This window comes from Shewanella sp. MM_2022_3 (assembly GCF_022557375.1).
Lineage (GTDB): Bacteria > Pseudomonadota > Gammaproteobacteria > Enterobacterales > Shewanellaceae > Shewanella > Shewanella xiamenensis.
Window position 1 is genome coordinate 50,740 of the sequence record NZ_JAKZGV010000012.1, and the last position, 25,349, is coordinate 76,088.

Here is a 25,349-nt window from a genome sequence, read left to right on the forward strand (position 1 = left end):
TTTATCTAATTGAATTTAAATAATAAATAAAAGTTGGCACAGTTAGTGTATTACCTTAAGCGAGACCAACATCAATTTGAGGATAGCATTATGGGTATTTTCTCTCGTTTCGCCGATATCATTAACTCTAATATCAGCGCATTACTCGACAAAGCCGAAGACCCTGAAAAAATGGTTCGCCTGATCATCCAAGAAATGGAAGATACACTGGTAGAAGTGCGTTCAACCTCAGCTAAGGTATTGGCTGAAAAGAAAGAATTGCATCGCCGTATCAGCCGAGTCGAGGAGCAAGTTCAGGATTGGCAGGATAAAGCGGAACTGGCACTTTCAAAGGACCGCGAAGATTTAGCCAAAGCGGCTTTAGTTGAAAAACAAAAAGCGGCGGGTTTAGTGGATACTTTAAACCAAGAGTTGGCAGTGCTGGATGAGCATATCGCTCGTTTAAAAGATGAAGTGAGCCTGTTACAGGAAAAACTGTTAGATGCAAAAGCGCGCCAAAAGACCATTATTTTGCGCACTCAAACTGCGTCATCACGTTTAGAAGTGAAAAAGCAGTTAGACTCAAGCAAAATTGATAATGCCATGCTTAAGTTTGAGCAATATGAACGCCGTGTTGAAGGATTAGAAGCGCAGGTTGAATCCTACGATCTTGGCAGCAAAAAAACCTTAGCTGATGAGTTTGCGGCATTAGAAGCTGAAGATTCAGTCAATGCTGAGTTGGAAGCGCTCAAGGCAAAAGTGAAAGGCAAAGCTCCCACAAAGTCAAAAGAATAACATTTTAGAGGTGAGTTATGGATATGGACATACTAATGGCTCCGATTATCATCTTTATGATAGTGGTGGCGCCTATATGGTTAGTTCTTCATTATCGCAGTAAGCGACAAGTGAGCCAGGGACTCACTGAGGAAGAGTTTTCACAGCTGAATGACTTGATTGCGAAAGCCGATAAAATGGCTGCGCGTATCGAAACCTTAGAGGCGATTCTCGATTCTGAATCGCCTGAATGGAGGGGGAAACATGAGAGGATCTAGTGGTCGAACTTTGTACCGTATTCCCCAGTCAGGTAAAATCGCCGGAGTGTGTGCAGGGATTGCTGAGTACTTTGCGATTGAAACTTGGTTAGTACGCGTACTTGCTGTTTCTATCTTTCTATTAGGTGGTTCGGGTGTTGTCTTTATCATCTATGTGGCGTTATGGGTGATACTCGATATCAAACCTCAAAATAGCTCTGTTAGGGATGACATTGAAGTGAAGAAGAAACCTTGGCAGTCGGGAGAGCCAGCTAAACAGGCGCTAAGCGATGTGAATCGTCAGTTTAGGAGCCTTGAGGTGAGATTGCAAAACCTTGAGCGCCATGTGACGTCTGACAATTTTGATTTAAAAAGACAAATCAATAGCTTGTAATCCCTCTAAAGGGCGGCCATGTCCGCCCTTGTTGTTTTATCTTTCGTTGATTCCAGTGTCATCTCTCGTTGATTCCAGTATATAGTTATCTCATTCAACATTTAGGGAAATCCTTATGGGAATGCTTGATGTATCGATCCACAAAATCACGCAAAAGAGTCAATCTTTGCTCCACAGAACGGCCGATAGGCATTTGCGACTTGCAGTAACAGGGTTATCGGGAGCGGGAAAAACGGCTTTTATTACAGGGTTAGTCAATCAATTACTCAATAGCGGTGCTGCATCATCTGAATCGCATTCTCGCCAACATGGTTTGCCTCTTTGGCAGGTGAGCCGTGAACAACGTTTGCTTGGGGTTAAGCGAGCGATGCAGCCGGATCTTGAAATCGCGAGTTTTGATTATCAGGGCGCTATGTTAGCGCTGACTTCGAATCCTCCTACTTGGCCTGAATCGACTCGCACCATTTCAGAGTTGCGTCTAGCGATTAAATATCGGCCGCAAAAGGGATTACTCGCCAAGTTTGCCGATACCGCAACGCTATATTTAGATATTGTGGATTATCCAGGGGAGTGGCTGTTAGATTTACCTATGCTGCGCCAAAACTATATTGAGTGGTGTACTGCCCAGCAGCAACGGCTTGCGGTTTTGAAGAGTTCACCTTTATATGCTGGTTTTGAAACATCGTTAAATGCACTCAATTTAGCGGCGATGGCCGATGAAGCGGAACTGAAACGACTTGCCGATCAATATCAGCAGTTATTACAGGATTTAGTGCATGTGCAGGGGTATTACCAAGCGCAACCGGGGCGTATGTTATTACCCGGTGAGTGGCAAGGTGCACCGCTGCTGGCGTTTTTCCCGCTGTTATCTGTGACTGATGCTCAGTGGAGCAACCTTAAACAAAGTGAGAAGCACAGCGCTTTTCATGTGCTGGAAAAGCGCTATCAAGAGTATGTCGCTAAGGTTGTTAAACCTTTTTATAAACAACATTTCGCAGGGTTTGATCGTCAGGTGGTGCTCGTTGATTGCTTCAGTGCGTTAAATCGTGGCAAATCACAATTTGAAGATATGGGCGCGGCGCTAAATGCCATTATGGAGAGTTTTCAATACGGACAATCCAGTTATTTACGTCGGCTTTTTGCGCCGCGGATTGACCGTTTGCTCTTTGCCGCCAGTAAGGTTGACCATGTCACGCGGGATCAACAAAGTCATGTGTTGTCGCTGTTAACGGATATGCTCAAGCACAGTAAGCACTTTGCTAGTTTTGATGGTTGTAAAGTCGAAACCATGGCCATTAGTGCGATTAAGGCCACGCGCCACGGCATGGTGACCACTCAAGATGGGGATGTGGAAGTCGTGCAGGGCACAGGATTGAATGGCCAAGCCCTGACACTGTTTCCCGGCGAAGTGCCCACTCGCTTACCTGAGTCCACTTTTTGGCGTGAGCAAGGCTTTAACTTTTTCGGTTTTGCACCGCCGGATAACCGTAATCTCGATCCATCTTCGGTGCATTTTGACCATATCCGTCTTGATCACCTTCTGCAGTATCTTGTAGGGGATAAACTGGAATGAGAAAAGACCCGTTACCACATTCAACTGAGTCGCAAATAAATGAGTCGCAGCAGTCTGTCGCTCCGATTACAACTCAAGCGCTTAAAAAGCAGCAAGTATTTGATGCTGAACAGGTCAAACTACAGTCTGCAACAGATGAGTTAAAAAGTGCGCAAATGTTTGCGCCACAAACCCCGATAAAGGCGATTGATGACGTTGTTGAAGAGACGTTAGCAGCTCAACCGCAGGTGTTAGATGTGGCATCGATACGCCCTAAATTACATCAATCTCGCCGCTGGTCTTGGTTGGCACGCTTATCACTAATGGCATTAATACTACTCACGCTAGTGCAAACAGGCCTTGGTTTGCGGGATGCTTGGGTTGCCAGTCCTTGGCTATTTAGTTTTTATGGTGTGGTGCTTGGTTTAGTTGGGAGCTGGGCTATAGTCGGTGCCGTTAGCGAGTATCGAAAATTAAAACGCTTAAAACAGGTTGCCGATACCCAGGATACAGGTGCAAGGCTTGCCCTGAGTATGCAAATGGGTGAGGCAGATAGCTTTATCGATAATATTGTACGGCATTACCCCGATAGCCAAGGATTACAACGGCTGCGTCACTCGTTAAAAGATGAACATAACGATGCCGAAAAAGTGTTGTTATTTGAGGACTTAGTCCTAACGGAGCGGGATGAACTCGCCAAAAAAGTCGTGCGTCGATATGCGGCTGAATCAGCAGTGTTATTGGCTGCTAGCCCGCTTGCGGCATTGGATATGGCGATCATTCTTTGGCGTAATCAGCGAATGCTGCGTGATGTCGCTGCCTGTTATGGGATAGAGTTAGGCTATTGGAGCCGGATTAAACTCATTCGCAGCATAGTGATTAATATTATTTATGCGGGCACCAGTGAGTTAGTCACGGACTTAGGAACTCAATTGCTGTCGGTCGAGATGACCGGTAAATTATCCGCGCGGCTTGCCCAAGGATTAGGGGGCGGTTTGTTAACGGCGCGCCTAGGATATCAGGCCATGGCACTGTGTCGGCCTATCGGTTTTAGGGAAGAGCAGCGCCCCAAATTATCGAAAGTTCATCAAGAGTTGTTGATTGAGCTTAAGCAGTTTGCTGGTAAGTTATTGACCAAAGATGGGCGTGATGCGCTTAAGAGCCAATTAGAGGCTGCTGAGCTAAAAAACAGCTCAACGGCAAAAGACAAATAACATAGCCGAATGCACAAAACCGCGAGTGCACTTTAGGCTAAATGCTAATGCGCTAATGACTCTGTCATTAGCGCATTTTTTATCGCCGATGTTCTGCCCTAAACGCTGAATGTAACAACTTAGTTACAGTGGTTCTGTTGCTATTTTCACCGTTGCACTGGTTTCAACTGTTCAGCAGGGTATGTTAGTGCTTATTCGATAGGGCTAATGTTTTATTAACTTATCTATATGGACTAAAAACACAAGCAAATCATCATTCCTCGAACAATCAATCAAGAATCGAATGATGTAATGGCATAACAAGGAGTAAGCAATGCAAGATGAATCGAGCAAGATGTGGAAAGCGGCGACCCAAGCCATTCATGCAGGACATGAGCGAGAGGCCTTCGGTTCGTTAGTCACACCACTTTATCAAACTGCAACTTTTGTATTTGAATCGGCGCAGCAAGGTGGCGAGCGTTTTGCGGGTAACGAGCCCGGTTATATTTATACCCGTCTTGGTAATCCAACTGTGGCCGAACTTGAGCGTAAAATGGCGATTTTAGAAGGGGCTGAAGCGGCGGCGGCAACGGCGTCAGGTATGGGGGCGGTGTCGGCGGCGCTGCTCGCTAATTTGCAGATGGGCGATCATTTAGTGGCTTCTAATGCGGTATATGGGTGCACTTTTGCACTTATGACCAGCCAATTTGCCCGTTTTGGCATCGAAGTCACCTTAGTCGACTTTACCGATTTAGCGGCAATTGAGCGGGCAATCAAACCGAACACTAGGGTGATTTTTTGTGAAACGCCGGTCAATCCTCATCTGCAGGTGTTTGATCTTAGGGCTATCGCCGATATTGCGAAGCGGCATCAATTAGTTAGCATTGTCGATAATACTTTTATGACGCCGCTACTGCAGCAACCGATTGCACTAGGCATTGATTTAGTGGTGCACAGCGCGACTAAATACTTAAATGGTCACGGAGATGTGATTGCGGGCATCGTCTGTGGCAGCGAAGAGCAACTTCACAGAGTGAAGTATGAAATCCTAAAGGATATCGGTGCAGTGATCTCACCCCATGATGCTTGGCTTATCCTACGAGGCCTTAAAACCCTCGATGTGCGCTTACAGCGCCATTGCGAGAGTGCCCAGCGGGTTGCTGAGTTTTTAGAGCAACACCCTGCGGTGACGCGAGTGTACTATCCAGGGCTTAAATCCCATTCGGGTCATCAATTTATTGGTCAGCAGATGCAGCGAGCAGGAGGGGTGATCGCCTTTGAATTAGCTGCGGATTTTACTCAGGCTATGGCGTTTGTTGGCAAGCTTAAATTATTTTCAATTGCGGTTAGTTTGGGTGATGCGGAATCCCTTATTCAGCATCCGGCTTCAATGACCCACTCTCCTTATTCTCCAGAAGCGCGGGCAGCTGCGGGCATTGGGGATAATCTGCTGAGAATTTCTGTCGGTTTGGAGGATTGCGACGATATTATTGCTGATTTAAGCCAGGCATTAGCAACGATTGTTTAGCTGGTTATGGATAATTTTTATAACAAGGATGCATTAACCGCATCCTTTTTCTTCATTGTTATCTGTAAATTCATTGCTCTAAAGTTACACATTTAAGCCAGAGGTAATATTTGTACTTAGGCGTTTGGAAATTCATAAAAGCTTCGTCTATGTTTGATTGGAGGCCACGGAAGTTGGACGAAAGGCCGAATATCAAGGAGAGAGAGGAAGCATTATGAAACTAAAACCTAGTTTACCTGCGATGGTATCTGCTATTGCATTTTCTGCCCTGTTAACCTTGCCAGTAATGGCAGCTGATCCGGTAAAAGAAGCGAGTAAGGTGCAAAACCAAGCGAAAACTGAGGCCAAAAATATGGCAAACGATGCTAAACAAGCATTGCCAGACGCAGCTCAAGTCAACATCAATACCGCTTCAACTGAACAATTACAACTGCTAAAGGGGATTGGTGCCGCTAAAGCGCAGGCAATCATCGATTATCGCACTCAAAATGGGCAATTTAAGACTATTGATGAGTTAGCAAATGTCTCAGGGATCGGTGCTAAGCTGATTGAGCAAAATCGTCATATGATTAAGCTGTAACGCCTTGGCATTGTCTTGAGTCATTTGCGTTAGCTTGACGTCTTTTAGCGAATAAAAAGCCTGCTTTGCAGGCTTTTATCATTTTCAATACTTAGGTTTGCCTATAGATTGTCCAGTTAAACCGGATATTTATCAAACGGGCGGATTAGCACTTGATCCCATAAAGGTCATAGGGGATAATCCGCGTCGTTCGGTGATGATCCTTTTGGTGATCCACTTGAAGTTATGGTGACCCTAGGGTCCCCCCGCAATGATAACTTGTGAACTCGGCCAGGCCCGGAAGGGAGCAACCGCAGCAAGCGACTCGTGTGCCGGGGTGTCGGCTCTAGGGGAACCTCCAAATCTCCCCATCATTTTCCTATCTTCTTTATCTTTAACTCAGCGATTAGCAATAACTGCTCAGCTTAGCATTTAGCAACACTGCAGAATTTACTCGTAAAACCTTGTTGCAAATCGATGTCGCGATGCCCTATACCGTATGACTTAGCTGTTGGCTTCTTCCTGCTGCATTCTTTTTTGTAAATTCTGTTTTAAAAAGGCTCGCGATTTTTCGAGTGCAGCCTGTATTTCGCGTTTAAGTTCCTGCAATTCATCATAATCTTCAAAGAAATAAGTGTCGACTAAATGGCGGATATAACGCACGGGCAGTTGATTGAGTGTCACACAGCAGAGATCGGCTAAATAATCCTCCGGCAATTCATCCATCAGGCCTTCATCGGATAACATTTCCATTAAGAGAACTTCGTAATAGTTGCGGATTTCGAGTTGCATCGCTGTGCTCCATGATGATTTTTATTGAGTTTGCTACCACAAATGGTTGGCTGCAATAAAAAGTTGGCTATGTCTTTGGCTTAATTGTAGTTCGTCTCGGCTGTAGCCGCCGCCAATTACCGCAGCAACAGGAATATTTGCCGCTTTTGCCATGGAGAGCACAGTAATATCACGTTGATAGAGCCCTTGTTGGCTGATCTGTAAATGGCCTAAATCATCGTCCTGATGAATATCAACACCAGCGTCATACAGGATTAAATCTGGTTGATGGAGCCGAATAAGCAGCTCGAGAGTCTGTTCGACGGTTTCCTGATAGGCGCTATCATCAGCACCTTTCGTTAGTTCAATATCATAGTGTGACTGCTGTTTACGGCTGGGGAAATTCTCTTTGCAGTGGATGGAACAACTGATAATGCCTTGATGCCTATGGCTGAGGGTAGCTGTGCCGTCTCCTTGGTGCACGTCACAATCAAAAATCAATACCTTATGCAGTTGCTGCTCGGCGATAAGTCTGCGGGCGGCGATAATCAAGTCATTGAAAATACAGTAACCACTGCCAAAGTCATAATGAGCATGGTGATAGCCGCCGGTTAAGTGAAGGGCTATACCCGTTTGTAGCGCCAAGCTTGCGGTCAAACTCGTTCCTGACACTGAATGCAAGGTTCGCTCGACCAAGGCTTGACTCCATGGAAAGCCGATGCGTCTTAAGGCCGTGTTGGCTAAGGTACCTTGAATAAATTGTTCGACATAATCTTGCTGATGCACCTGCATTACATCTTCAGCCGTCATCGGCGAGGGAGTATGAAATTGATCCGCAACAGCCAGTTGATTATCGAGCAGATACTGATAAAGACGTGCGTATTTGGTTGTGGGAAAGCGGTGATGGGCGGGTAACGCCAGCTTGGAGTAGCTGGCGTGATAAACCAATGGGATCATCTGGATTAGAGTTGTGAAATAGCCCAGCTCATAAACTCTTTACGTGTTTTCTCATCGGCTTGTAACCACCAGTATTGCAACATCTGCTGTGGATTTGCGCCAGCCGCTTTAGAAGTATCAACCGGAGCGGTTAATGAGGTTGCCTTAACTGCTGCCTGCGCCGAAGTGGGTGCTGGCGCGGCAACCACCGCTGCTGTGCCTGCTGCGCCTGTTACTGCGGCTGCTGTGCCTGACACATCTACCGCTTGGTTACCGCTAAAGAGACGAGAGACAAAGCCTTCTTCTTCAATATCGGTGTTTGCCACTTGGTAATTAACCTGACCTTTGTCGGAGCGGGTTAACACGACTTGGGGATTTTGGGCAAACACTTTAGGCTTTTTAACGACTTTGCCTTCAGCGGCTTGTAAATAGTATTGATGATCGCCATCAACCTCTAAGGTCACAATAAAAGGAGATGACTTAACAAAGGTTTGGCTGTCACTAAAATCGTCTTCCACCATTTCGTGGTAGCGAATGGCGATTTTGTGGGTGCCGGGCGCCAACTCTAAGCTGCTTTTATGGTTGAATACGCTGGACTCGACTTTTTTGCCATCGAGGGCAAGGTATTCGAAGGACATAGGGATATTCAGATCTGCGGCAAAGGCTGAGGCAGAGCCGAGTAGCATTAGCAGGCTGCTGATTGGCAAAAGTGATTTCATTGTTGCTCCTTAACGATTATGGCTCTGATGCGGACGTTCGAATGCTTGAATGCGATCTTCGATATAACTGATGGCTTGCCTGCATTTTCCCAAACGACGATGCATCAAAAGGATGTCATTTTGCAAACGGATTTTGTCAGCACTATGACAGTTTTCAAGTTTTGACTCCATTTCTGCAATTTTTTGTTCAAATTTTTTCGCCCAATTCAGATGCTTATTCAGTTCGGCATAGATTTCGTGGCTATTTTGTAACACATTGCTGGCGATCCAAGCAAACCCGCTGGCTTGATGCGATTGGTTTTGTTGTTGGGCAAAACGTGCGCGCTTACTGGCACGTTGTTGATTTTTAGACTTTATATCGATTGAGGTCGTCAGTAGCGCCCGTTTAACCGCAGTAAAACGGTCTTGAATACGTTCACAGCTTAAGGCGATGGTTTGCGGCGCGAGTTTTAGGGCGATTTGCTTCTCTAACTGACCGATACTACTTCGAATTTGTTCAATACAGGGCATCAACTGGGCGCCATTTTGAATAAACAGCGATTGATTAAAGCGTTCAATATCTAGTAGGAGTTTGCGTTGGCTCGGCGCAAGATGACTGTCGTGTTGCAGTACTTCTTGCTCTAATGTTTTTAGCTGATTTTTCAACGTGCTGATTAGCTGCGAAGTGTTCAAAACCATGCGCTCCACGCCAGATTAGCGGCAATTGACAGGACAATTAATATAAACAAAGGCCGAATAAAAGGCATACCAAATTTTATCGCACAGCGAGCGCCGATAAAGGAGCCGAGCATCATACATAACCCCATCCACAGGCCAATTTGCCAATGGACTTGCCCAAGAAAGCCAAAGATCGCCAGCGCCGTCAAATTGCTGGTAAAAGTCATGGCTCTAGCGAGCGCGCAACTATGCAAAAGAGGTAATTTATATAATGAACCTGAACTCACTGTCCAAAAGGCGCCAATGCCGGGACCAGCAAAACCATCGTAGATGCCTAGTAATAAACCTTGCAGGCTTTGCTTGAGCTTGGATTGGGCTTTTGTCGGCGTCTGACAATCGGTATCCGAGATGGCATTAGGGCTCAGCAAACTGTAAATTGCAATGCCAATAATGAGCAGTGGTAAGGCTTTTTCAAGCCACTGCGCGTTTAACAAATAAACTAATACACTGCCAAAAACCGCGCCAATAAAGGTGGCGATAAACGCCATATACCAAAAGTTGGGTTTGAGCAGATGTTGGCGATAATAGGTCCAAGCCGCCATCGAGGAGCCAAAACTGGCAGCAAATTTATTGGTACCTAAGGCGGTGTGGGGTGGAATCCCTAGGGTGAGTAGGGCTGGGATGGAGAGCAGGCCGCCACCACCGACCACGGCATCGATAAAACCTGCAATTAAGCCAATGACAGCCAACAGGGCCCAGTTACTGGGCTCGAGTAACAACTCCAAATCTTAATCCTACTCAATGACTCGTCTAAAAGGTGGGAGTGCGTCTAGCAAGGATTTGCCGTAACGCTTCGTCACTAACCGTCTATCTAGGATAGTGACTCGACCATAATCTTGCTCTTTACGCAGTAATCTACCACAACTTTGGATAAGCTTTCGCGATGCATCAGGAATGGTGAGCTGCAGAAACGGATTTCCACCCTTTATTTTCACATATTCAGCATGGGCTTGCTCAACGGGTGATGTTGGCACAGCAAAGGGTAGCTTAGTGACGATGAGGTTGGTGAGGTAATCTCCTGGTAAGTCCAAGCCTTCAGAAAAACTGCCTGTGCCAAATAAGATGCTTGGCTCACCTTTGTCACATTTAGCTTTGTGGGTCTCAAGCAATTGCTGGCGTGGTGCATTACCTTGGATCAGGATTTCCTGTGTGAGTTTGCCCTCGAGCAATTCGGCCACTTTTTCCATTTGCCAGTAAGAGGCAAACAGCACTAAGGTAGCCATTTCACCTTCAATTAGCTCGATAATTTGTTCGGCAAGTTCAGCAGTATAGGCATCATCCGTCGGCTCGGTTTTCATCTTAGGTAAGTAGAGCGTGGCATTATTCGGATAATCGAAAGGGGATTGCAGAGCAAGATAACGGCTGCCGTCCTTTAATGATAACCCTACCTGATGGGCAAAATGGTCAAAGTTATTCAGCGCCCGCAGCGTAGCGCTACATAGCACGACGCCAGCTGCCTTTTGCCACAGCATCGATTCGAGCATAAAACCGACTTCAATTGGTGAGGCGCTAAACAGATAATCGACCTGTTTGCCTGTAATTAACTCGATCCAACGGGCCATTGGGGCACCTTTAGTGGAATCTTCCTTGGCCATCATTTTCCAGAGCTTTTGCAGGTTTTCGAGTCGCTGCAACATAAAGCCCATTTCGGCCTGTAGCGCTTCAGCCTGGTGCTTAGGAATATCGCCATCTTTTATCGCTTCTGCGAGCAATAATTGCATCTTATTAAATTGCTTGAGAGCAAGATTGGAGGTGGTTGCGAGATTCTCGGCAGGGATTTTTAACGCATCGGGTAATTTGCCGTGTTCGAACCGATAGCGACTCTCAGGATTAGCAAACTGCTTGGTCTGGGTATCACAATAGTGGGCGACTTGATTGAGCTGAGCGATTAAGTCGCCAATATGATCCTGCATCGCCTGCGCTGGGGCGATGATATTGTTGCTCTTTATCTGATTTTGTAACTTGGCGCTGGTCTTACCGACTTTTTCAAGCCAGTCGGCGGCGCCTCTAAGCGTTGCCTGTGCGCTAGAAAAGTCCCGTGCGACAATTGGTAAGTGGTGAGCTTCGTCAATGACGTAAAATACCTCTTCGGGATCGGGCAAAATCACCCCGCCGCCTAGCTCTAAGTCGGCAAAAAGTAAGCTGTGGTTGGCGATCAGTACATCCCAAGTATCCACATCCTCACGGGCCTTGTGAAACGGGCAATTACGATGGCTGGCGAGTTGCCGATGACAACTGTGTTTATCGCAGGCGATTTGTTGCCAGAGATGGTCCGGTATCGGTGTCGATAGCGTATCGATTTCACCGTTCCAGCGGCCTTCATTAAAGTCGCTGAGCAGCTCCTGCAACATGGCTATTTGGCTGTTATCAGGCTTTGTTTGCCACATGGCCATTTGGGTACTGTTATCATCGCCGATTAACATTGCAAGCTTGGATAAACAGACATAGCGCTGACGCCCTTTGACCAGACCAAAGCGAAAGTTTAACCCTGATTGTTCAAGAAAAAACGGTAAGTCTTTGTGCAGCAACTGCTCCTGCAGCGCAACGGTTGCTGTGGCGATACAGACTTTTTTCTTACTCGCAAGCGCAAGCGGTATCGTGCCCAAAATATAAGACAATGATTTACCAATCCCCGTACCCGCTTCGACCACTATGATGCGTCTATCTTTGTCATAGTCGCCAGCCAAGGTCTTAGAGATTTCTGCCACCATAAAATTTTGCTCGCGGCGCGGCCTAAAATTAGGCAAAGCGGCGGCAATATCTTTATAGATAGCGCGGATCTGGTTTTTTACGTTGTCAGGTAACATGCGGCACTACTTTATCGAATTAATGCTGTACATAATAACAGTGATTGCATAGCCTAAGAAACTTTTCTGCCATTTTATGGCAATTTTATTCTGTATCCCGAGAATCAATAAGCAGCGAGAGCCTTAGAGTGAAACCGCAGTTGAATCCACCCGAGAGTCTGACACATGACACGGCTGCGCCCGTGAGTGTACAGGGACGCGTCCTGACGCGCCATGCTATTACACGCGGTTCAACGCTCGTGTTGCAGTATTATCTCGCCACTGTTTCTGGCCCTGTGCTGGTGGAGTTACCTGGCTCTGAGTACATTTGTTTTTGCCATCAAAGCGATATGGCTGCATTACAGTTACAAACGCCGGGGCTGGCGCTACGCTTTGTGCCGCTTATGCTTAAAAGTTTTAAAAAACAATCCGTGGCGGCGATTTATGCCCAGTCGAGCAGTGTGTTTCGTCACTTACAGCGGATAGCGACAGATGCGGGTATTCCCTTATTTGAGTCGGATATCCGTCCAGAGCAGCGCTTTTTAATCGAACGTTTTGTGGCACTCGATGTGGTATTTTTAGGGCATTATGTCAGCAACGCTGGCATAGATGGGCAGTTGCCTGTGTTTAGCGCAATACGTGCAAAAGCGGTTGTGCCGCAGGCGGAAATAAAATTGCGTTCAATCTCGCTTGATTTTGAATGCAGCTTTGACGGATTACTCTATTCTGTGGCCCTTTATGGGCGCGGTGCGCAATCTCAGCCCTATGAAAAAGTCATTATGGTGGGTGAGCCGCAACCTGATGCTGCAATCTACATTGAATGGGTGAACGATGAAGCGGCGCTTATTCATCATCTCATCGCTTGGTTTACTGAGTTTGATCCCGATGTGATTATTGGTTGGTCAGTAGTGACCTTTGATCTGGCCCTGTTATATCGGCGTGCTTTACTGCACCGGATCCCGCTGCGTATCGGTCGAGGTGGCGCGCTCCTTGAGTGGAAGGTGGAGAATAAATTTCGGCCAGAAACCTTAAGTTTGCCTGGGCGAGTGGTGCTCGATGGTATCGATTGGTTAAAGGCGGCCTTTTATCAATTCGAGCGCTTCTCCTTGGAGTTTGTCGCCCAAGCGATGCTGGGCGAAGGCAAAGCGATTCATGATGTAGAAAATCGAGCGCAAGAGATTGATGCGCTATTTGCCGAAAATAAACAAGGGCTTGCTCACTATAATCTGACTGATAGTCGCTTAGTGTGGGATATTTTTGAGCATACTCAGTTGTGGGATTTTGCCCTCGCTCGCGCCGAGTTAACGGGATTAGAACTGGGGCGGGTAGGCGCCTCGGTCGCCGCATTCAACCATTTGTATCTACCGCATTTACATAGAGCGGGTTTCGTCGCGCCCGCAGAGCCGGCAAGTCAAGGGATTGAAAGCCCTGGCGGTTATGTAATGGATTCAGTCCCTGGTTTTTATCAACATATTTTAGTGTTTGACTTTAAAAGTCTTTATCCATCGATAATTCGTACTTTTTTAATTGATCCGAAAGGGCTCATTGAAGGTCTGGATAACGAGGAACATATTTTGGACGAGTCTGAAATCGTTCCCGGTTTTTTAGGGGCTCGTTTTAGTCGGCATCAACCGATCCTGCCTAAACTTATCCAAAATCTCTCAGAACAACGCGAAAAAGCCAAGCGGGAGGCAAATGCGCCTTTATCGCAAGCAATTAAAATCATTATGAATTCGCTCTATGGGGTTTTAGGCTCCCAAGGCTGTGTTTTCCATGATGCGAAACTGGCAAGCTCCATCACCATGCGCGGTCATCAAATAATGAAACAGACTCGCGCTTGGATAGAGGAAATGGGTTATCAAGTTATTTATGGGGACACGGATTCCACCTTTGTCTATTTGGGCTCTGAGCCTGATCTCAGTGATATTAATGCCTTAGGTAAGCAGATTGCCGCGCAAATCAATCAACAATGGCAGAGTAAAATCGTAAAGGAGTTTCAGTTAGAAAGCTTCCTTGAGCTACAGTTTGAGCGCCATTACGAACAGTTTTTTATGCCGACCTTGAGGGGATCGGAGGAGGGGAGTAAGAAGCGTTATGTCGGTGCTTGGCGCAACAGGAATGGAGGGCTGGAAATCACTTTTAAGGGGATGGAGCAGGTACGAAGTGATTGGAGCCCCTTAGCGCGTAAGGTTCAAGCTGAACTTTATGAGCGAATGTTCAATCAGCGAGATATCAGCGGTTATCTCGCTGGTGTCATAAGCGAACTGCAGTCAGGAAAGCGGGATGCTGAATTAGTGTTTAGCAAACGAATGCGCCGAAATCTTGAAGAGTACACCGCAAAATCCTCTCCCCATGTCAAAGTCGCACGTCAGCTATGTGAGTTAACAGGAAAGGTATCCTATGGCAAGAGAGGAGCTCAGATTGATTATGTCATCACTGTAAATGGTCCTGAACCTGTTTCACATAGATCGTCTATAATTGATTATCAATACTACGTTGATAAGCAAATTAGTCCCATTGCAGAGCCTATTTTTTCAATAATGAAATTGAATTACACAGACATTGTCTCTAAACAGTTGCTGTTAATTTAATGTTTATGTTGTTTTATTTGTGTTTTATTAACGAGTGTTTATAGTGTTTTAACCTGTTTTACAGCGGTTAATCAGTCGGTTTTTGTGATATTTATCTACAGAATGCTTAGGTTTCCCTTGGAGTGTTTATTGAAAGTTTGCTACTCTCAATGGGAAATTGTAAGGAAATATAACAACGGAATGACGTTGATAAAACATAAACGAAAAGGTTAAGCACCAAATGAACAAAACGATAGTCGCCACTGCGTTAGCAGCACTCTTTCTTGCGCCAACTGTATCTGCAATCGAAATCTACAAAGATGACAAAAATGCAGTCGAGATAGGGGGGTTTATTGATGCGCGTGTAATCAACACTCAAGGTGAAACTGAGGTTGTAAATGGTGCTTCTCGAATTAATTTTGGTTTCAGCCGTGAGTTAACCCATGGCTGGAATGCGTTTGCTAAGTTGGAATGGGGCGTTAACCCCGTTGGCAACAGTGATATTGTCTATAACAACCGCTTTGAATCCGTTCAGGATGAGTTTTTTTACAATCGGTTAGGTTACGCTGGTATCAGTCACGATAAATACGGCACGATCACTATTGGTAAACAATGGGGTGCTTGGTATGACGTGGTTTATAACACCAACTACGGTTTTGTATGGGACGGAAACGCTGCCGGTGTGTACACCTTTAATAAAGACGATGGCGCAGTAAATGGCGTAGGTCGTGGCGATAAAACGGTACAATACCGCAACTCATTTGGTGACTTCAGTTTTGCGGTACAATCTCAGTTAAAAAATAATAGCTTTTACACCTGTGATATTGAAAATATCACAGAAGAAGCCTGTGAAGCAGAATGGAATGCAGGTAAAAAAGAAGCACAACAGGTTACCTATGATTACACCTATGGTGGTTCTGTCACTTACAAAGCCACAGATAAACTTAGTCTGATGGCGGGTGTAAACCGCGGTGAGTTTGATATTGCCTACGGTAATGGTGATCAAAAAACGGCTGTTGATTTAATCTATGGCGTGGGCGCTACTTGGGGTGACTTCGACAAGAATGGTTTATATGTTGCCGCCAACGTTCACAAAGAAGAGAACCATGATACCGATAACATTGGTCGCTTGATTAAAGATGCCTATGGCGTTGAAACTTTAGTTTCATATAAGTTTGACAATGGTTTACGCCCATTCGTTTCCTATAACATTCTGGATGCTGGTAAAGACTATGTTATCCAACCAAACTTTAACGCCGATCCTAACGATGTGTTTAAGCGCCAGTTTGTAGTTGTAGGCTTACACTTTGTTTGGGACCCAAGCACAGTTCTTTATGTTGAAGCACGTAAAGACTACAGCGACTTTACCAGCGCAGACCAGGCCCAAGAAGCCAGAATGTCATTGTCAGAAGATGATGGCATCGCTATTGGTATTCGCTACACTCTTTAAAATCATAACATCGCCTTAAACGGCTTTAGTTTAACAAAAACGCCAGTCAGTAATGACTGGCGTTTTTTGCTTTTAGATTTCAAAGCATACGATTCTCGCTTTCAAAATGAGCATATTGTCATCAGCTGGTTTTATTTGTTTATTTTTTGTTGATTAAAGGTTTTATATGTGATTTTATTGTTTCTGCCGAGTACAGCGTGTTTTCGACGTACTTTTGTTTGAAACTGCTTATTAAATAAGCGGATTATAATAAAGACATAATATGTCCAGGGAGATAGACAATGCATAAGAATAACTTATTAGCCAAATCTGTGCGTTTTGCATTGATTGGTGGTGTGGCAGCAACCGCGCTAAACGTGCCATTAGTAATGGCTGCTGATGAAGCTGGTGCTGATAAAAAAGTAGAACGTATTGAAGTTACTGGTTCACGTATCAAGCGTACTGATATGGAAGCGGCAAGTCCTGTTCTTGTGATGAATAGAGATGAGCTTGAAGCTACTGGTATGATCAGTATTGGTGATATCCTGCAAACGATCCCAGCAGCTGGTTCAGCATTAAACACTGCTTTTAACAATGGTGGTGATGGTTCTACTAACATGGACCTGCGAAACCTTGGCGCACAACGTCTATTGGTATTAGTTAATGGTAAGCGCTGGATATCTTCTTTAGGTTCAACCGTAGACTTAAACACCATTCCTACATCAGCAATTGAACGTATCGAAGTGCTTAAAGATGGTGCTTCAGCTGTTTACGGTTCTGATGCTATTGCTGGTGTAGTTAACATTATTACTCGCAAAAACTTTGAAGGTGTTGAAGTTTCTGTCTATGGTGGACAAAACGCTAAATATGACGATGGTCGCCAATATACTGCTGACTTTACTGCGGGTTCAGTTTCTGAAAAAGGCGGGCTATTGTTCAATATGAGTCATGTGACTCAGCAACCTATTTGGGCTGGAGACCGTGATATTTCGGATACTGGTTACAGTTCAACGGCTGATAATACGCGTCTGCAAATCAAAGGTTCGCAACTAAATCAAGCAAACCAAGATGCATTAGCCGCACTTGCAACACCAAATCCTAAAACAGGTATTTACAATCTTATGGTGAAGGAAGGGACAGGCACTAACGTTGGGCCAGATCAATTCCGTCCTCGTACTGGTGCTGATGTTTATAACTATGCACCTGATAACTATTTGTCTACTCCACAGAACCGTAACTCTTTTTATGTTCAAGGTTTTTATGATATTTCAGACAACTTAAGAGTTGTTTCTGACTTTATGATGACCAATCGTAAGTCATCTCAAGAATTAGCACCTATGCCTCTGACATTAGGCGCTTCATTTGGTGAAGCAGCTAGTCGTGTAGATATTGGCGCCAATAATATCTATAACCCATTCGGCGAAACACTCTATGGTGATAATGCTCGTGCTGTTGCAAATGGCAAGCCATCAGATTATGTACCCTATGCATTACAACGTCGTATGATTGAGGCGGGTTCTCGTCAATATAATCAAAACGATACAACTTACCGCGCGATGCTTGGTTTAGAAGGTAATATTGATGATAACTGGACATGGAGTGCAAGCTACATCTACGGTCAAAATAACCAAGATGTATTAACTACTGGTTTACTTAATTTAACTCGTATTAACCAAGCTCTAGGCGATAACTGTAATGCAAGCAATGGCTGCGTAGCACTAAATCTGTTTGGTGGGCCAGGCACTGTAACCCAGGATATGGTTGATTATATTACTTTTGACAGTGTTAGCCGTTCAGGTTTAACGATGAAAGATTATACCTTTAACATCTCTGGTGATCTATTTGATTTACCCGCTGGTGCTGTTGGTTTAGCTTTAGGTCTTGAGCGCCGTGAAGAATCTGGTTTTGATACGCCAGATCCATTAACTGTAACTGGTGAGTCTTCAGGTAACCAACGCGATGCAACTTCAGGTGGCTTCCGTTTGGATGAAGCTTATGTTGAGTTAGCGATTCCTGTATTAGAAAGTTTATTAATTACCCCAGCTGTAAGGGTTTCTGACCACGATGCTTATGGTAACAACACAACTGGTAAAGTGGGGGCAGAATTCCGTCCAATGGATGATCTGTTGCTCCGTGGTACTTGGGCTCAAGGCTACCGTGCTCCTTCTATCTCTGATTTGTATGCGGGTAATGCTGATTCATATCCAACTTGGACAGATCCTTGTAATACAAGAGATGACAAAGGTAATGTGATTAATATTTCTACATTGCCCGGATGTGCTGGTGTGCCTGATGGCTATCGACAAGCCAATACTCAAATTCGTATTTCGCAAGTTTCATCGCCCGATCTTAAACCAGAAACTTCTGAGTCGTTTACCTATGGTGCGGTTTATAACCCATCTTGGTTAGAGGGTGCAGAAGTTACTTTAGACTACTATAAGATAAAAGTTGAAGATGCAATTGGCCGTTATGGTCATGTTAATATTGCTAGAGAGTGCGCAAGGGGTACTAAACCCGAATCTTGTAACTATATCGATCGTGATAGCTTAGGTAATATCGTTGACTTACGTAACTTCCTACAAAATGCTGGTGAATACAATGTAGAAGGTATTGACTTCTTTACGGCGTATCGTTTCCCTGAAACCTCGTTTGGTTCATTTAAGGCATCTTTAGATGTAGCATATGTAATGAAAAACGAATTTAATGGAACTGACCGCGTCGGTGTTCAGACTGGTGATGGTGGGTTCCCTGAGTTCAAGTCAAACTTAATGGTTGATTGGGCAATGGGTGATTGGGATGCACATTGGAAAGTACGTTTTGTAGGTCCATTAAATAACGATTATTACACTGGTTTAACCGATTCTCCAGAAGATAAGGAATATTATCAAGATCTTAAGGATGCTGGTTATAGAGAAACAATGGAAGCCTATATGGTTCATAACGTCTCTGTCGGTTATAACATTGATGCTTACAATACTAAGGTGTCTCTAGGTATTAACAACTTGTTTGCTAAGAAGCCACAAGCTGAAGGCCCAACTAATAACGAAGCCATTTCTACAAACAACTTCTCTGTTACAGAGTATGATGTGAATATGGATCGCTTTATTTATTTACGTGCGACCACCAAGTTCTAATCATAAATCAACTTAGTTGTATCAGAGCCGAACACTGCAAAGTGTTCGGCTTTTTATTACGAAAGATCCTTTGCAGTTGCTAGTTGAATATGTACAGCTTTTTCCGTTATCTATGATTCTCACTCTGACTATCAATATGTTGAAATTTAGCTTGAATAGGTTGGGCGGCTTCTGACACATCTTATTGCATTAACAGATGTTAATGACGAATTCACGGCTCTCTTATCAACCAAATTTATGTGTTTGCTCAAAAAAACATCTTCTGTAAAAAAATTCATAACTAAGACTTCTTTACACTCGTTTTTACATGTTCTGAATGTTGACACAGGTCAACATTTTGTGAAATGATGCCAGCGGGTCTATGCCTGTAAGGGCATAGGAAAGGGAAGAAAAAACTAAGAATCACAAGAGAAAGATGAGCTTACGGTAAGCATTTCCTAAAGTAAGTCTTGCTTAAAGTGATGTTGCTGGTAAGTTAACTTTTTTATTCACTTCAAATTGGTTGGGAACTATGTCCAAGGTAAGCAATAGAACAAAAATCGCTACTGCACTTGTTGGCGTGCTGGCATTAGCGAGCAGCAACTTAGTAGTTGCAGATCCTCTTACCGACGTGCAGAAAGCGGATAGTATGATCCATGCTGATGCTGCTGCGTCGCAAAAGAACGTTGATAAGTATTTCGATCAAGCACAAGACATGCTTTTTGAGTATGGTTCAGTTGCTGATGAGCGTGAGTCACTGAAGTCCTATAACGATTACGTTGCCAGCTTGGTTGCTGATCAACAAAAAACAATGGACGCAGTTCAAAATGACATTAATGGCGTAGATAAACTACGTCAGGGCGTTGTGCCTTTAATGTTTAAAATGGTTGAGTCTTTAGAACAATTCGTTCAATTAGACTTGCCATTCAACTCTGAAGTCCGTGCTAACCGTGTTAAAGAGTTAAAAACACTTTTAAACACAGCAGAAGTGACTTTAGCTGAAAAATACCGTTTGATCCTGGATGCGTACAGCATCGAGCGTGAGTATGGTAGTGCTGTTGCAGTTAACCAAGGTAAATTGACCTTAGATGGTAAAGAAGTATTAGTAGACTTCTTTAACTTGGGTCGTGTTGCTCTGTATGCACAAAGCTTAGATCAAAAGACTGGCTGGATGTACAACCCAGAAACTAAGGGTTGGGATAAGTTAGATGACAGCTATCTGCGTGAACTGACTAAAGGTATCCGCATTGCCCGTAAACAAGGCGCTCTAGATCTATTCGCATTACCAATTCCTGCTGCGGAGACTGCACAATAATGAAGAAGTTAATTACTACAGCTGTATTAGCTGCAAGTTTTTCTTTAACTGCTGGTATGGCTAGCGCTGCTGATGCACCTAAGACCATCGACCAATTATTGCAGCAAGTTAAAGTTGATCGCGCTGCTGAAGGCAAAGTTAACAGCAAGCGTGAGCAAGAGTTCCAAGCTGAGCGTGGCGATAAAGCGGCATTATTGAAGCGTGAAAAAGACGCTTTAGCGGCTGAAAAACAACGCGGTAAAGATTTAAACCAAGCCTTCTTAGATAATGAGCGCAAAATCGCCCAGTTAGAAGAAGATCTGAAAACTGCTCAAGGTGACTTGGGTGAGATGTTCGGTGTGGTTAAAGGTGAAGCGGGTGATTTCGCTGGTAAATTAGCGAGTTCAAACGTCAGTGCTCAATTTCCTAATCGTGACAAATTTGTTGCTGATTTAGGTGCGCGTAAGCAATTACCAAAAATTGAAGAATTAGAGCAATTCTGGCAAGAACAGTTATTCGAAATGGTGCAATCTGGTAAGGTTGTTAAATTTAATGCGTCTGTTACTGCGATTGATGGTAGTGTAAAAAATACCACTATTCACCGTATTGGTACTTATAACCTAACGGCTGATGGCAAATATGTTGTTTACAATCCTGAATTAGGTTTAGTTCAAGAGTTATCACAACAGCCAGAAGGTTATCAAGTCAGTGCTGTTGGTAAATGGGAACAAACCGCTTCTGGTTCTGCACCATTCTACATTGACCCCGCTCGTGGTGTTTTGTTAAATATCTTTACAAACAAAGCGAGTATGGAAGATCGTTTAGAGTCTGGTGGCACAATTGGTTATATCATTCTGGTATTACTTGCACTTGGCTTATTAATTGCTGCAGAGCGTTTTATTGTTCTGGCTGCTATTGGTGCAAAAGTTAAAAATCAAGCGAAGAATGTTGATAAACCAGGTAATAACGCTCTTGGCCGTATCTTGAAGGTTTACCATGAAAACAAAGACGTTGATGTTGAAACGTTGGAGTTGAAATTGGATGAAGCCATTCTGAAAGAAACCCCAGCATTAGAAGCGCGTATTCCAATTCTAAAAGTGATTGCTGCTATCGGTCCTATGTTAGGTCTGCTAGGTACAGTAACCGGTATGATTGCAACTTTCCAAAGTATTCAATTGTTCGGTACTGGCGATCCAAAACTGATGGCTGGCGGTATCTCAATGGCGCTGGTAACGACGGTTCAAGGTCTGGTTGCGGCTCTACCTCTGATGTTATTGCATGCACTTTTAGTTGCACGTAGTAAATCAATCACCCAAATTTTGGAAGAACAAAGTGCGGGTATCATCGCAGCACATGCTGAGAAGAGGGCTAACTAATGATGATTCACCTGATGGACATATGGGATTCCGTCAGGGGCTTCATGGCCTCCGGAGGCAACGTCCTCTGGTTAGTTGCGTTTGTGCTGTTCTTAATGTGGGTATTGATGCTTGAACGTTACTGGTATCTAAATTGGATATCACCAAAGCAACATAAAGCAATCATAGCTGCATGGGATGCTAGAGAGGAAACTACCTCTTGGTATGCACACCGTATCCGTGAAGCTTGGCTGTCCCAAGCGAAGCAAGATTTGAATGCACGTATGCTGATGATTAAAACCTTAGTAGCGATTTGTCCTATGATAGGTTTATTAGGTACCGTTACCGGTATGATTTCAGTGTTCGATGTGATGGCAGTTCAGGGGACGAGTAATGCTCGTTTAATGGCGGCTGGTATTTCAATGGCAACCATGCCCACTATGGCGGGAATGGTTGCCGCATTATCGGGAGTATTCTTCAGTACTCGCCTTGATGTGAAAATGAAAATCAGCTTAGAAAAGCTAAAAGACAGCATGCCGCACCACTAGAGAGAGATTGAACATGGCACGTAAAAAGCATTCCAGTGTAGACGAGGAAGCGCAAATTGATATGACACCGATGCTCGACATCGTGTTCATCATGCTGATCTTCTTCATTGTAACAACGTCATTCGTGAAGCCATCTGGTTTGGATTATAACAAACCAAAAGCATCACAAGCGACTTCAAAGCCTTCGGCTAACATCTTCATTGGCGTCAGCAAAACTGGCGTTATCATGATGGAAAACCGTCAGGTTGATATCGAACGTGTAACAGCAAACGTCGAGCGTATGTTAGCTGAAGCGCCTGAAGCAGCAGTGCTTATTCAGGCCGATAAAGACGCAATGCACGGCTTAGTTGTTAAAGTTCTAGACCAAGTCAAAGCGGCTGGTATAGATAAGATTTCGGTATCTGCGGGGAACGATTAATATGCTAAGAGCACTAGTATCAATCATTATTGGTGCTGCTGTGACTTTTGGTCTGTTCGCTTTTATGGCGTTCTTGGTTGGTGGTGGGGCGCAGCGCGCTGAAACATCGGCCGAGACCCCTGTAATTGAAATCACCATGGATAGACAGGATGCAAAAGCACAGAATAAGCCAAGGGTAGTGCCTAAACCGCCACCACCACCAGCACAGCCTGAGAAACCTCAAACTGCGCCACCAGATACTTCATCAAATATTGATACGTCTATGTCGTTCAATATGGGAGGCGTTGAAGCTGGTGGTCACAGTGCCGGTGGTTTTAAATTGGGTAATATGATGACTCGTGACGGCGATGCAACACCAATCGTTCGTATCGAGCCACAATATCCAATCGCAGCCGCTCGTGATGGTAAAGAAGGTTGGGTGCAATTACGCTTTACAATTAATGAGTTAGGTGGTGTTGATGACGTTGAAGTTATTCAAGCAGAACCTAAACGTTTATTTGATAAAGAAGCAATACGAGCACTGAAAAAGTGGAAGTACAAACCAAAGATTGTTGATGGTAAGCCACTTAAACAACCTGGTATGACAGTACAACTTGACTTCACTTTAGACAAAGGAGGCAATTAATAATGCGTAATGCTAATAAAATCGCAGTTGCGTTATTACTTTCCCTTTGTGGTGGTGCGTTATCAGTTTCTTCTGCTATTGCAGCTGAAAAGTGTGAAGTTGATAAACGTCAATCTAAAGCGGTAGGTGAGAGTGCTGCGAAAAAGGTGCAGAAGTCCTTTGAAGCTTATACGAATGGTCAAGTTGACGAAGCGATTGCCATTCTGTTAGAAGCAAACCCAAAGAATGATTTCGATAAAGCCTATGTCGCGCGTATGCTCGGTAACTTCTACGCCGAAAAAGGCAAGATGGATACCGCGATCAAGTACCTAAAACAAGCTGTTGAAGCTGATATTTTAGGAGGTACCGATCACGCTGCAACATTGCGCCTTTACGCCGATTTGTTGTTACAAGAGAAAAAGTTTAAGGAAGCAATTCCATACTATTACAAATGGATGGATTTCACCTGTAAGACTGATTCTCAGATGTACCGTCGCATTGGTATTGCACATACAGAACTTAAGCAGTGGGATAAAGTAATTGAAGTGGCTGATAAAGGCCTTTCACTTGCTGAGTCACCTGATAAAGGTCTGTATCAGATGAAGTTAACGTCTTACTTTAACCAGAAGCAATATAAGAAAGCCGTTGGTGTGTTAGAAGTCATGGTACCGTTATTTCCGGATGACGGCAGATTATGGGTTCAGCTCGCACAATTTTATCTAATGGTCGAAGACTATGATAAAGCGCTAGCGACTTATGACCTGGCATATCGTAATGGTTTCTTAGAAACTGGGGCTAACATTACTCGTTTAGCTCAGCTGATGGCTCAGAAGGGTGCGCCATACCAAGCAGCGAAAGTTTTTGAGAAGCATATGAAGTCGGGCTTAATCACACAAGATGCTAAATCTTATGAGATTTTGGCTGGTTTTTACCAAAATGCGAAAGAGTTTAAAGAAGCCGCTGACTTTTATGGTAAAGCTGCTGCAATCAGCAATGATGGTAAGCTTTATCTGAAGCAAGGTCGTTTACTGAGCTTGGGTGAGAAATATAATGAAGCGATTCCAGTGCTTGAAAAAGCAATCTCTTTAGGTATTGAACATCCCGGTGAAGCAAACTTCGAGCTGGCTTTAGCTCATCTTAGTTTGAAACAGTATAAGTCTGCTTATAATCGTGCTGTATTAGCTGCGAAAGATAAGAAGACAGAGAAGAGTGCAAACAGCTACATCTCTTACATCAAAGAGAAAGCTCGTATGCATAACGTCGAACTGTAATTCATCTAATTTGCTAGGTAGATCTAAAAAGCCCCGAAAGGGGCTTTTTGTTTATTGAAGCTTTACTAATGCCTGGGATTGCTGTTGTTTACGTTCAAGCTCTTGTGAAAGTTTAGAAACATTATTGAATATAGATTCAATTTTTTGTTCTTGAGTCGGTAAGCAAAGGCAAGCTGCGAGTTTGTAGTCAATTTTTAGCTTATGAGTTTTGCCAAACTCTTGATTAAATTCTTGAATATGATCTGCTATGCGATTAAGAACAACTTCGGTACCAGCTTCATCAATATTGAATAATCCTAAGGCAAAATGATTGTGGTCTAATCTAGCAATTAAATCTGTTGCTCTTAGCAGTGCTTCTTGTACTTGTTTAGTAAAAAATTCTAGTAAATGCGGTTGTTTAACGGTTTCATGAATGTGAGGGCACAGATACAATAACGCCAAGCTTTGCTGTTCTCGTATATGCCTATGCCATTCTCGGTTAAAGACTTCCATGAAATAAGTTTGGTTGTAAACCCCTGTTTCTGGATCTCTAAAACCTGAGTTACGAAATGAGTAGATCATAGAATAATCCCGTAAGTAGAC

The 25,349-nt window shown here is 44.1% G+C and carries 23 protein-coding genes and 1 other RNA gene; 17 read left to right on the plus strand and 7 right to left on the minus strand.

Annotated features, from left to right (window positions below):
- Positions 1 to 90 precede the first annotated feature (90 nt).
- From pspA to ffs, 8 genes are all read left to right on the plus strand, one after another.
- A complete protein-coding gene (gene pspA / locus MMG82_RS09260; protein WP_011071928.1) occupies positions 91 to 774 on the plus strand; it encodes a phage shock protein PspA in 684 nt (227 codons plus the stop codon).
- Between the two features lie 17 nt (positions 775 to 791).
- The gene (pspB, locus tag MMG82_RS09265) at positions 792 to 1,031 is read left to right on the plus strand and encodes an envelope stress response membrane protein PspB (protein WP_086024023.1); all 240 of its coding nucleotides are present in this window, start codon (positions 792 to 794) and stop codon (positions 1,029 to 1,031) included.
- The gene (gene pspC / locus MMG82_RS09270) at positions 1,018 to 1,404 is read left to right on the plus strand and encodes an envelope stress response membrane protein PspC (protein ID WP_037417230.1); all 387 of its coding nucleotides are present in this window, start codon (positions 1,018 to 1,020) and stop codon (positions 1,402 to 1,404) included. Before pspB ends, pspC begins: the two co-directional genes overlap by 14 nt.
- Positions 1,405 to 1,519: 115 nt before the next feature.
- Positions 1,520 to 2,977, plus strand: coding sequence for a YcjX family protein (locus MMG82_RS09275; RefSeq protein WP_037417233.1), 1,458 nt, complete (start codon positions 1,520 to 1,522; stop codon positions 2,975 to 2,977).
- On the plus strand, positions 2,974 to 4,170 hold the full coding sequence (locus tag MMG82_RS09280; protein ID WP_241406792.1) for a TIGR01620 family protein: 1,197 nt from the start codon (positions 2,974 to 2,976) through the stop codon (positions 4,168 to 4,170). Before MMG82_RS09275 ends, MMG82_RS09280 begins: the two co-directional genes overlap by 4 nt.
- Positions 4,171 to 4,483: 313 nt before the next feature.
- A complete protein-coding gene (gene megL, locus MMG82_RS09285) occupies positions 4,484 to 5,677 on the plus strand; it encodes a methionine gamma-lyase (protein ID WP_037417238.1) in 1,194 nt (397 codons plus the stop codon).
- Positions 5,678 to 5,891: 214 nt separating this feature from the next.
- Positions 5,892 to 6,257, plus strand: coding sequence for a ComEA family DNA-binding protein (locus tag MMG82_RS09290; protein WP_241406793.1), 366 nt, complete (start codon positions 5,892 to 5,894; stop codon positions 6,255 to 6,257).
- 234 nt (positions 6,258 to 6,491) lie between these two features.
- Positions 6,492 to 6,589: signal recognition particle sRNA small type (gene ffs, locus MMG82_RS09295), an RNA gene on the plus strand.
- Positions 6,590 to 6,740: 151 nt separating this feature from the next.
- Here the strand turns inward: ffs and MMG82_RS09300 are convergent.
- From MMG82_RS09300 to dinG, 6 genes are read right to left on the minus strand one after another with little or no spacing between them, the layout of a single operon-like run.
- Positions 6,741 to 7,028 (minus strand): late competence development ComFB family protein, encoded by a 288-nt coding sequence (locus MMG82_RS09300; RefSeq protein ID WP_037417243.1) that lies wholly within the window; start codon positions 7,026 to 7,028, stop codon positions 6,741 to 6,743.
- Positions 7,029 to 7,061: 33 nt separating this feature from the next.
- A complete protein-coding gene (locus MMG82_RS09305) occupies positions 7,062 to 7,964 on the minus strand; it encodes a histone deacetylase (RefSeq protein ID WP_241406794.1) in 903 nt (300 codons plus the stop codon).
- A 5-nt stretch (positions 7,965 to 7,969) separates the two neighbouring features.
- Positions 7,970 to 8,662: a DUF2057 domain-containing protein gene (locus MMG82_RS09310; protein WP_037428139.1), complete on the minus strand. Its 693-nt coding sequence runs from the start codon at positions 8,660 to 8,662 to the stop codon at positions 7,970 to 7,972.
- A 9-nt stretch (positions 8,663 to 8,671) separates the two neighbouring features.
- Positions 8,672 to 9,340 carry a primosomal replication protein gene (locus MMG82_RS09315; protein WP_170919380.1) on the minus strand — a complete coding sequence of 223 codons (669 nt, stop codon included), beginning with the start codon at positions 9,338 to 9,340 and terminating at the stop codon, positions 8,672 to 8,674.
- Positions 9,331 to 10,104: a TSUP family transporter gene (locus MMG82_RS09320; protein WP_241406795.1), complete on the minus strand. Its 774-nt coding sequence runs from the start codon at positions 10,102 to 10,104 to the stop codon at positions 9,331 to 9,333. The genes MMG82_RS09315 and MMG82_RS09320 overlap by 10 nt, the downstream gene beginning before the upstream one ends.
- Before the next feature lie 9 nt (positions 10,105 to 10,113).
- Positions 10,114 to 12,186, minus strand: coding sequence for an ATP-dependent DNA helicase DinG (gene dinG / locus MMG82_RS09325; RefSeq protein WP_172588339.1), 2,073 nt, complete (start codon positions 12,184 to 12,186; stop codon positions 10,114 to 10,116).
- 140 nt (positions 12,187 to 12,326) lie between these two features.
- On the opposite strand from dinG, the gene MMG82_RS09330 reads away from it, so the two are divergent.
- From MMG82_RS09330 to MMG82_RS09370, 9 genes are all read left to right on the plus strand, one after another.
- Complete coding sequence (locus tag MMG82_RS09330) at positions 12,327 to 14,756, plus strand: DNA polymerase II (protein WP_241406797.1); 2,430 nt, start codon at positions 12,327 to 12,329, stop codon at positions 14,754 to 14,756.
- 220 nt (positions 14,757 to 14,976) lie between these two features.
- Positions 14,977 to 16,185: a porin gene (locus MMG82_RS09335; protein WP_144376516.1), complete on the plus strand. Its 1,209-nt coding sequence runs from the start codon at positions 14,977 to 14,979 to the stop codon at positions 16,183 to 16,185.
- Positions 16,186 to 16,466: 281 nt separating this feature from the next.
- Positions 16,467 to 19,298 carry a TonB-dependent receptor gene (locus MMG82_RS09340; RefSeq protein ID WP_099457914.1) on the plus strand — a complete coding sequence of 944 codons (2,832 nt, stop codon included), beginning with the start codon at positions 16,467 to 16,469 and terminating at the stop codon, positions 19,296 to 19,298.
- 511 nt (positions 19,299 to 19,809) lie between these two features.
- Positions 19,810 to 20,592, plus strand: a complete 783-nt coding sequence (locus MMG82_RS09345) for a DUF3450 domain-containing protein (protein ID WP_037417266.1) — start codon at positions 19,810 to 19,812, stop codon at positions 20,590 to 20,592.
- The gene (locus tag MMG82_RS09350) at positions 20,592 to 21,947 is read left to right on the plus strand and encodes a MotA/TolQ/ExbB proton channel family protein (RefSeq protein ID WP_241406796.1); all 1,356 of its coding nucleotides are present in this window, start codon (positions 20,592 to 20,594) and stop codon (positions 21,945 to 21,947) included. The genes MMG82_RS09345 and MMG82_RS09350 overlap by 1 nt, the downstream gene beginning before the upstream one ends.
- Positions 21,947 to 22,474: a MotA/TolQ/ExbB proton channel family protein gene (locus MMG82_RS09355; protein ID WP_080612365.1), complete on the plus strand. Its 528-nt coding sequence runs from the start codon at positions 21,947 to 21,949 to the stop codon at positions 22,472 to 22,474. The genes MMG82_RS09350 and MMG82_RS09355 overlap by 1 nt, the downstream gene beginning before the upstream one ends.
- Positions 22,475 to 22,487: 13 nt before the next feature.
- Positions 22,488 to 22,892 (plus strand): biopolymer transporter ExbD, encoded by a 405-nt coding sequence (locus MMG82_RS09360; protein WP_037428129.1) that lies wholly within the window; start codon positions 22,488 to 22,490, stop codon positions 22,890 to 22,892.
- Position 22,893: 1 nt separating this feature from the next.
- Positions 22,894 to 23,517: an energy transducer TonB gene (locus MMG82_RS09365; protein ID WP_037417276.1), complete on the plus strand. Its 624-nt coding sequence runs from the start codon at positions 22,894 to 22,896 to the stop codon at positions 23,515 to 23,517.
- A gap of 2 nt (positions 23,518 to 23,519) precedes the next feature.
- The gene (locus tag MMG82_RS09370; RefSeq protein WP_037417278.1) at positions 23,520 to 24,767 is read left to right on the plus strand and encodes a tetratricopeptide repeat protein; all 1,248 of its coding nucleotides are present in this window, start codon (positions 23,520 to 23,522) and stop codon (positions 24,765 to 24,767) included.
- A gap of 51 nt (positions 24,768 to 24,818) precedes the next feature.
- Here MMG82_RS09370 and MMG82_RS09375 read toward each other — a convergent pair whose 3' ends face one another.
- Positions 24,819 to 25,328, minus strand: coding sequence for a diguanylate cyclase (locus MMG82_RS09375; protein WP_037428125.1), 510 nt, complete (start codon positions 25,326 to 25,328; stop codon positions 24,819 to 24,821).
- Between the last annotated feature and the right edge of the window lie 21 nt (positions 25,329 to 25,349).

What these genes read in the sequence shown, in the direction of transcription:
- pspA (WP_011071928.1), top strand. Translation starts at nt 91, where the DNA reads ATGGGTATTTTCTCTCGTTTCGCCGATATCATTAACTCTAATATCAGC.
- pspB (WP_086024023.1), top strand. Translation starts at nt 792, where the DNA reads ATGGATATGGACATACTAATGGCTCCGATTATCATCTTTATGATAGTG.
- pspC (WP_037417230.1), top strand. Translation starts at nt 1,018, where the DNA reads ATGAGAGGATCTAGTGGTCGAACTTTGTACCGTATTCCCCAGTCAGGT.
- MMG82_RS09275 (WP_037417233.1), top strand. Translation starts at nt 1,520, where the DNA reads ATGGGAATGCTTGATGTATCGATCCACAAAATCACGCAAAAGAGTCAA.
- MMG82_RS09280 (WP_241406792.1), top strand. Translation starts at nt 2,974, where the DNA reads ATGAGAAAAGACCCGTTACCACATTCAACTGAGTCGCAAATAAATGAG.
- megL (WP_037417238.1), top strand. Translation starts at nt 4,484, where the DNA reads ATGCAAGATGAATCGAGCAAGATGTGGAAAGCGGCGACCCAAGCCATT.
- MMG82_RS09290 (WP_241406793.1), top strand. Translation starts at nt 5,892, where the DNA reads ATGAAACTAAAACCTAGTTTACCTGCGATGGTATCTGCTATTGCATTT.
- MMG82_RS09300 (WP_037417243.1), bottom strand. Translation starts at nt 7,028, where the DNA reads ATGCAACTCGAAATCCGCAACTATTACGAAGTTCTCTTAATGGAAATG.
- MMG82_RS09305 (WP_241406794.1), bottom strand. Translation starts at nt 7,964, where the DNA reads ATGATCCCATTGGTTTATCACGCCAGCTACTCCAAGCTGGCGTTACCC.
- MMG82_RS09310 (WP_037428139.1), bottom strand. Translation starts at nt 8,662, where the DNA reads ATGAAATCACTTTTGCCAATCAGCAGCCTGCTAATGCTACTCGGCTCT.
- MMG82_RS09315 (WP_170919380.1), bottom strand. Translation starts at nt 9,340, where the DNA reads ATGGTTTTGAACACTTCGCAGCTAATCAGCACGTTGAAAAATCAGCTA.
- dinG (WP_172588339.1), bottom strand. Translation starts at nt 12,186, where the DNA reads ATGTTACCTGACAACGTAAAAAACCAGATCCGCGCTATCTATAAAGAT.
- MMG82_RS09335 (WP_144376516.1), top strand. Translation starts at nt 14,977, where the DNA reads ATGAACAAAACGATAGTCGCCACTGCGTTAGCAGCACTCTTTCTTGCG.
- MMG82_RS09340 (WP_099457914.1), top strand. Translation starts at nt 16,467, where the DNA reads ATGCATAAGAATAACTTATTAGCCAAATCTGTGCGTTTTGCATTGATT.
- MMG82_RS09345 (WP_037417266.1), top strand. Translation starts at nt 19,810, where the DNA reads ATGTCCAAGGTAAGCAATAGAACAAAAATCGCTACTGCACTTGTTGGC.
- MMG82_RS09350 (WP_241406796.1), top strand. Translation starts at nt 20,592, where the DNA reads ATGAAGAAGTTAATTACTACAGCTGTATTAGCTGCAAGTTTTTCTTTA.
- MMG82_RS09355 (WP_080612365.1), top strand. Translation starts at nt 21,947, where the DNA reads ATGATGATTCACCTGATGGACATATGGGATTCCGTCAGGGGCTTCATG.
- MMG82_RS09360 (WP_037428129.1), top strand. Translation starts at nt 22,488, where the DNA reads ATGGCACGTAAAAAGCATTCCAGTGTAGACGAGGAAGCGCAAATTGAT.
- MMG82_RS09365 (WP_037417276.1), top strand. Translation starts at nt 22,894, where the DNA reads ATGCTAAGAGCACTAGTATCAATCATTATTGGTGCTGCTGTGACTTTT.
- MMG82_RS09370 (WP_037417278.1), top strand. Translation starts at nt 23,520, where the DNA reads ATGCGTAATGCTAATAAAATCGCAGTTGCGTTATTACTTTCCCTTTGT.
- MMG82_RS09375 (WP_037428125.1), bottom strand. Translation starts at nt 25,328, where the DNA reads ATGATCTACTCATTTCGTAACTCAGGTTTTAGAGATCCAGAAACAGGG.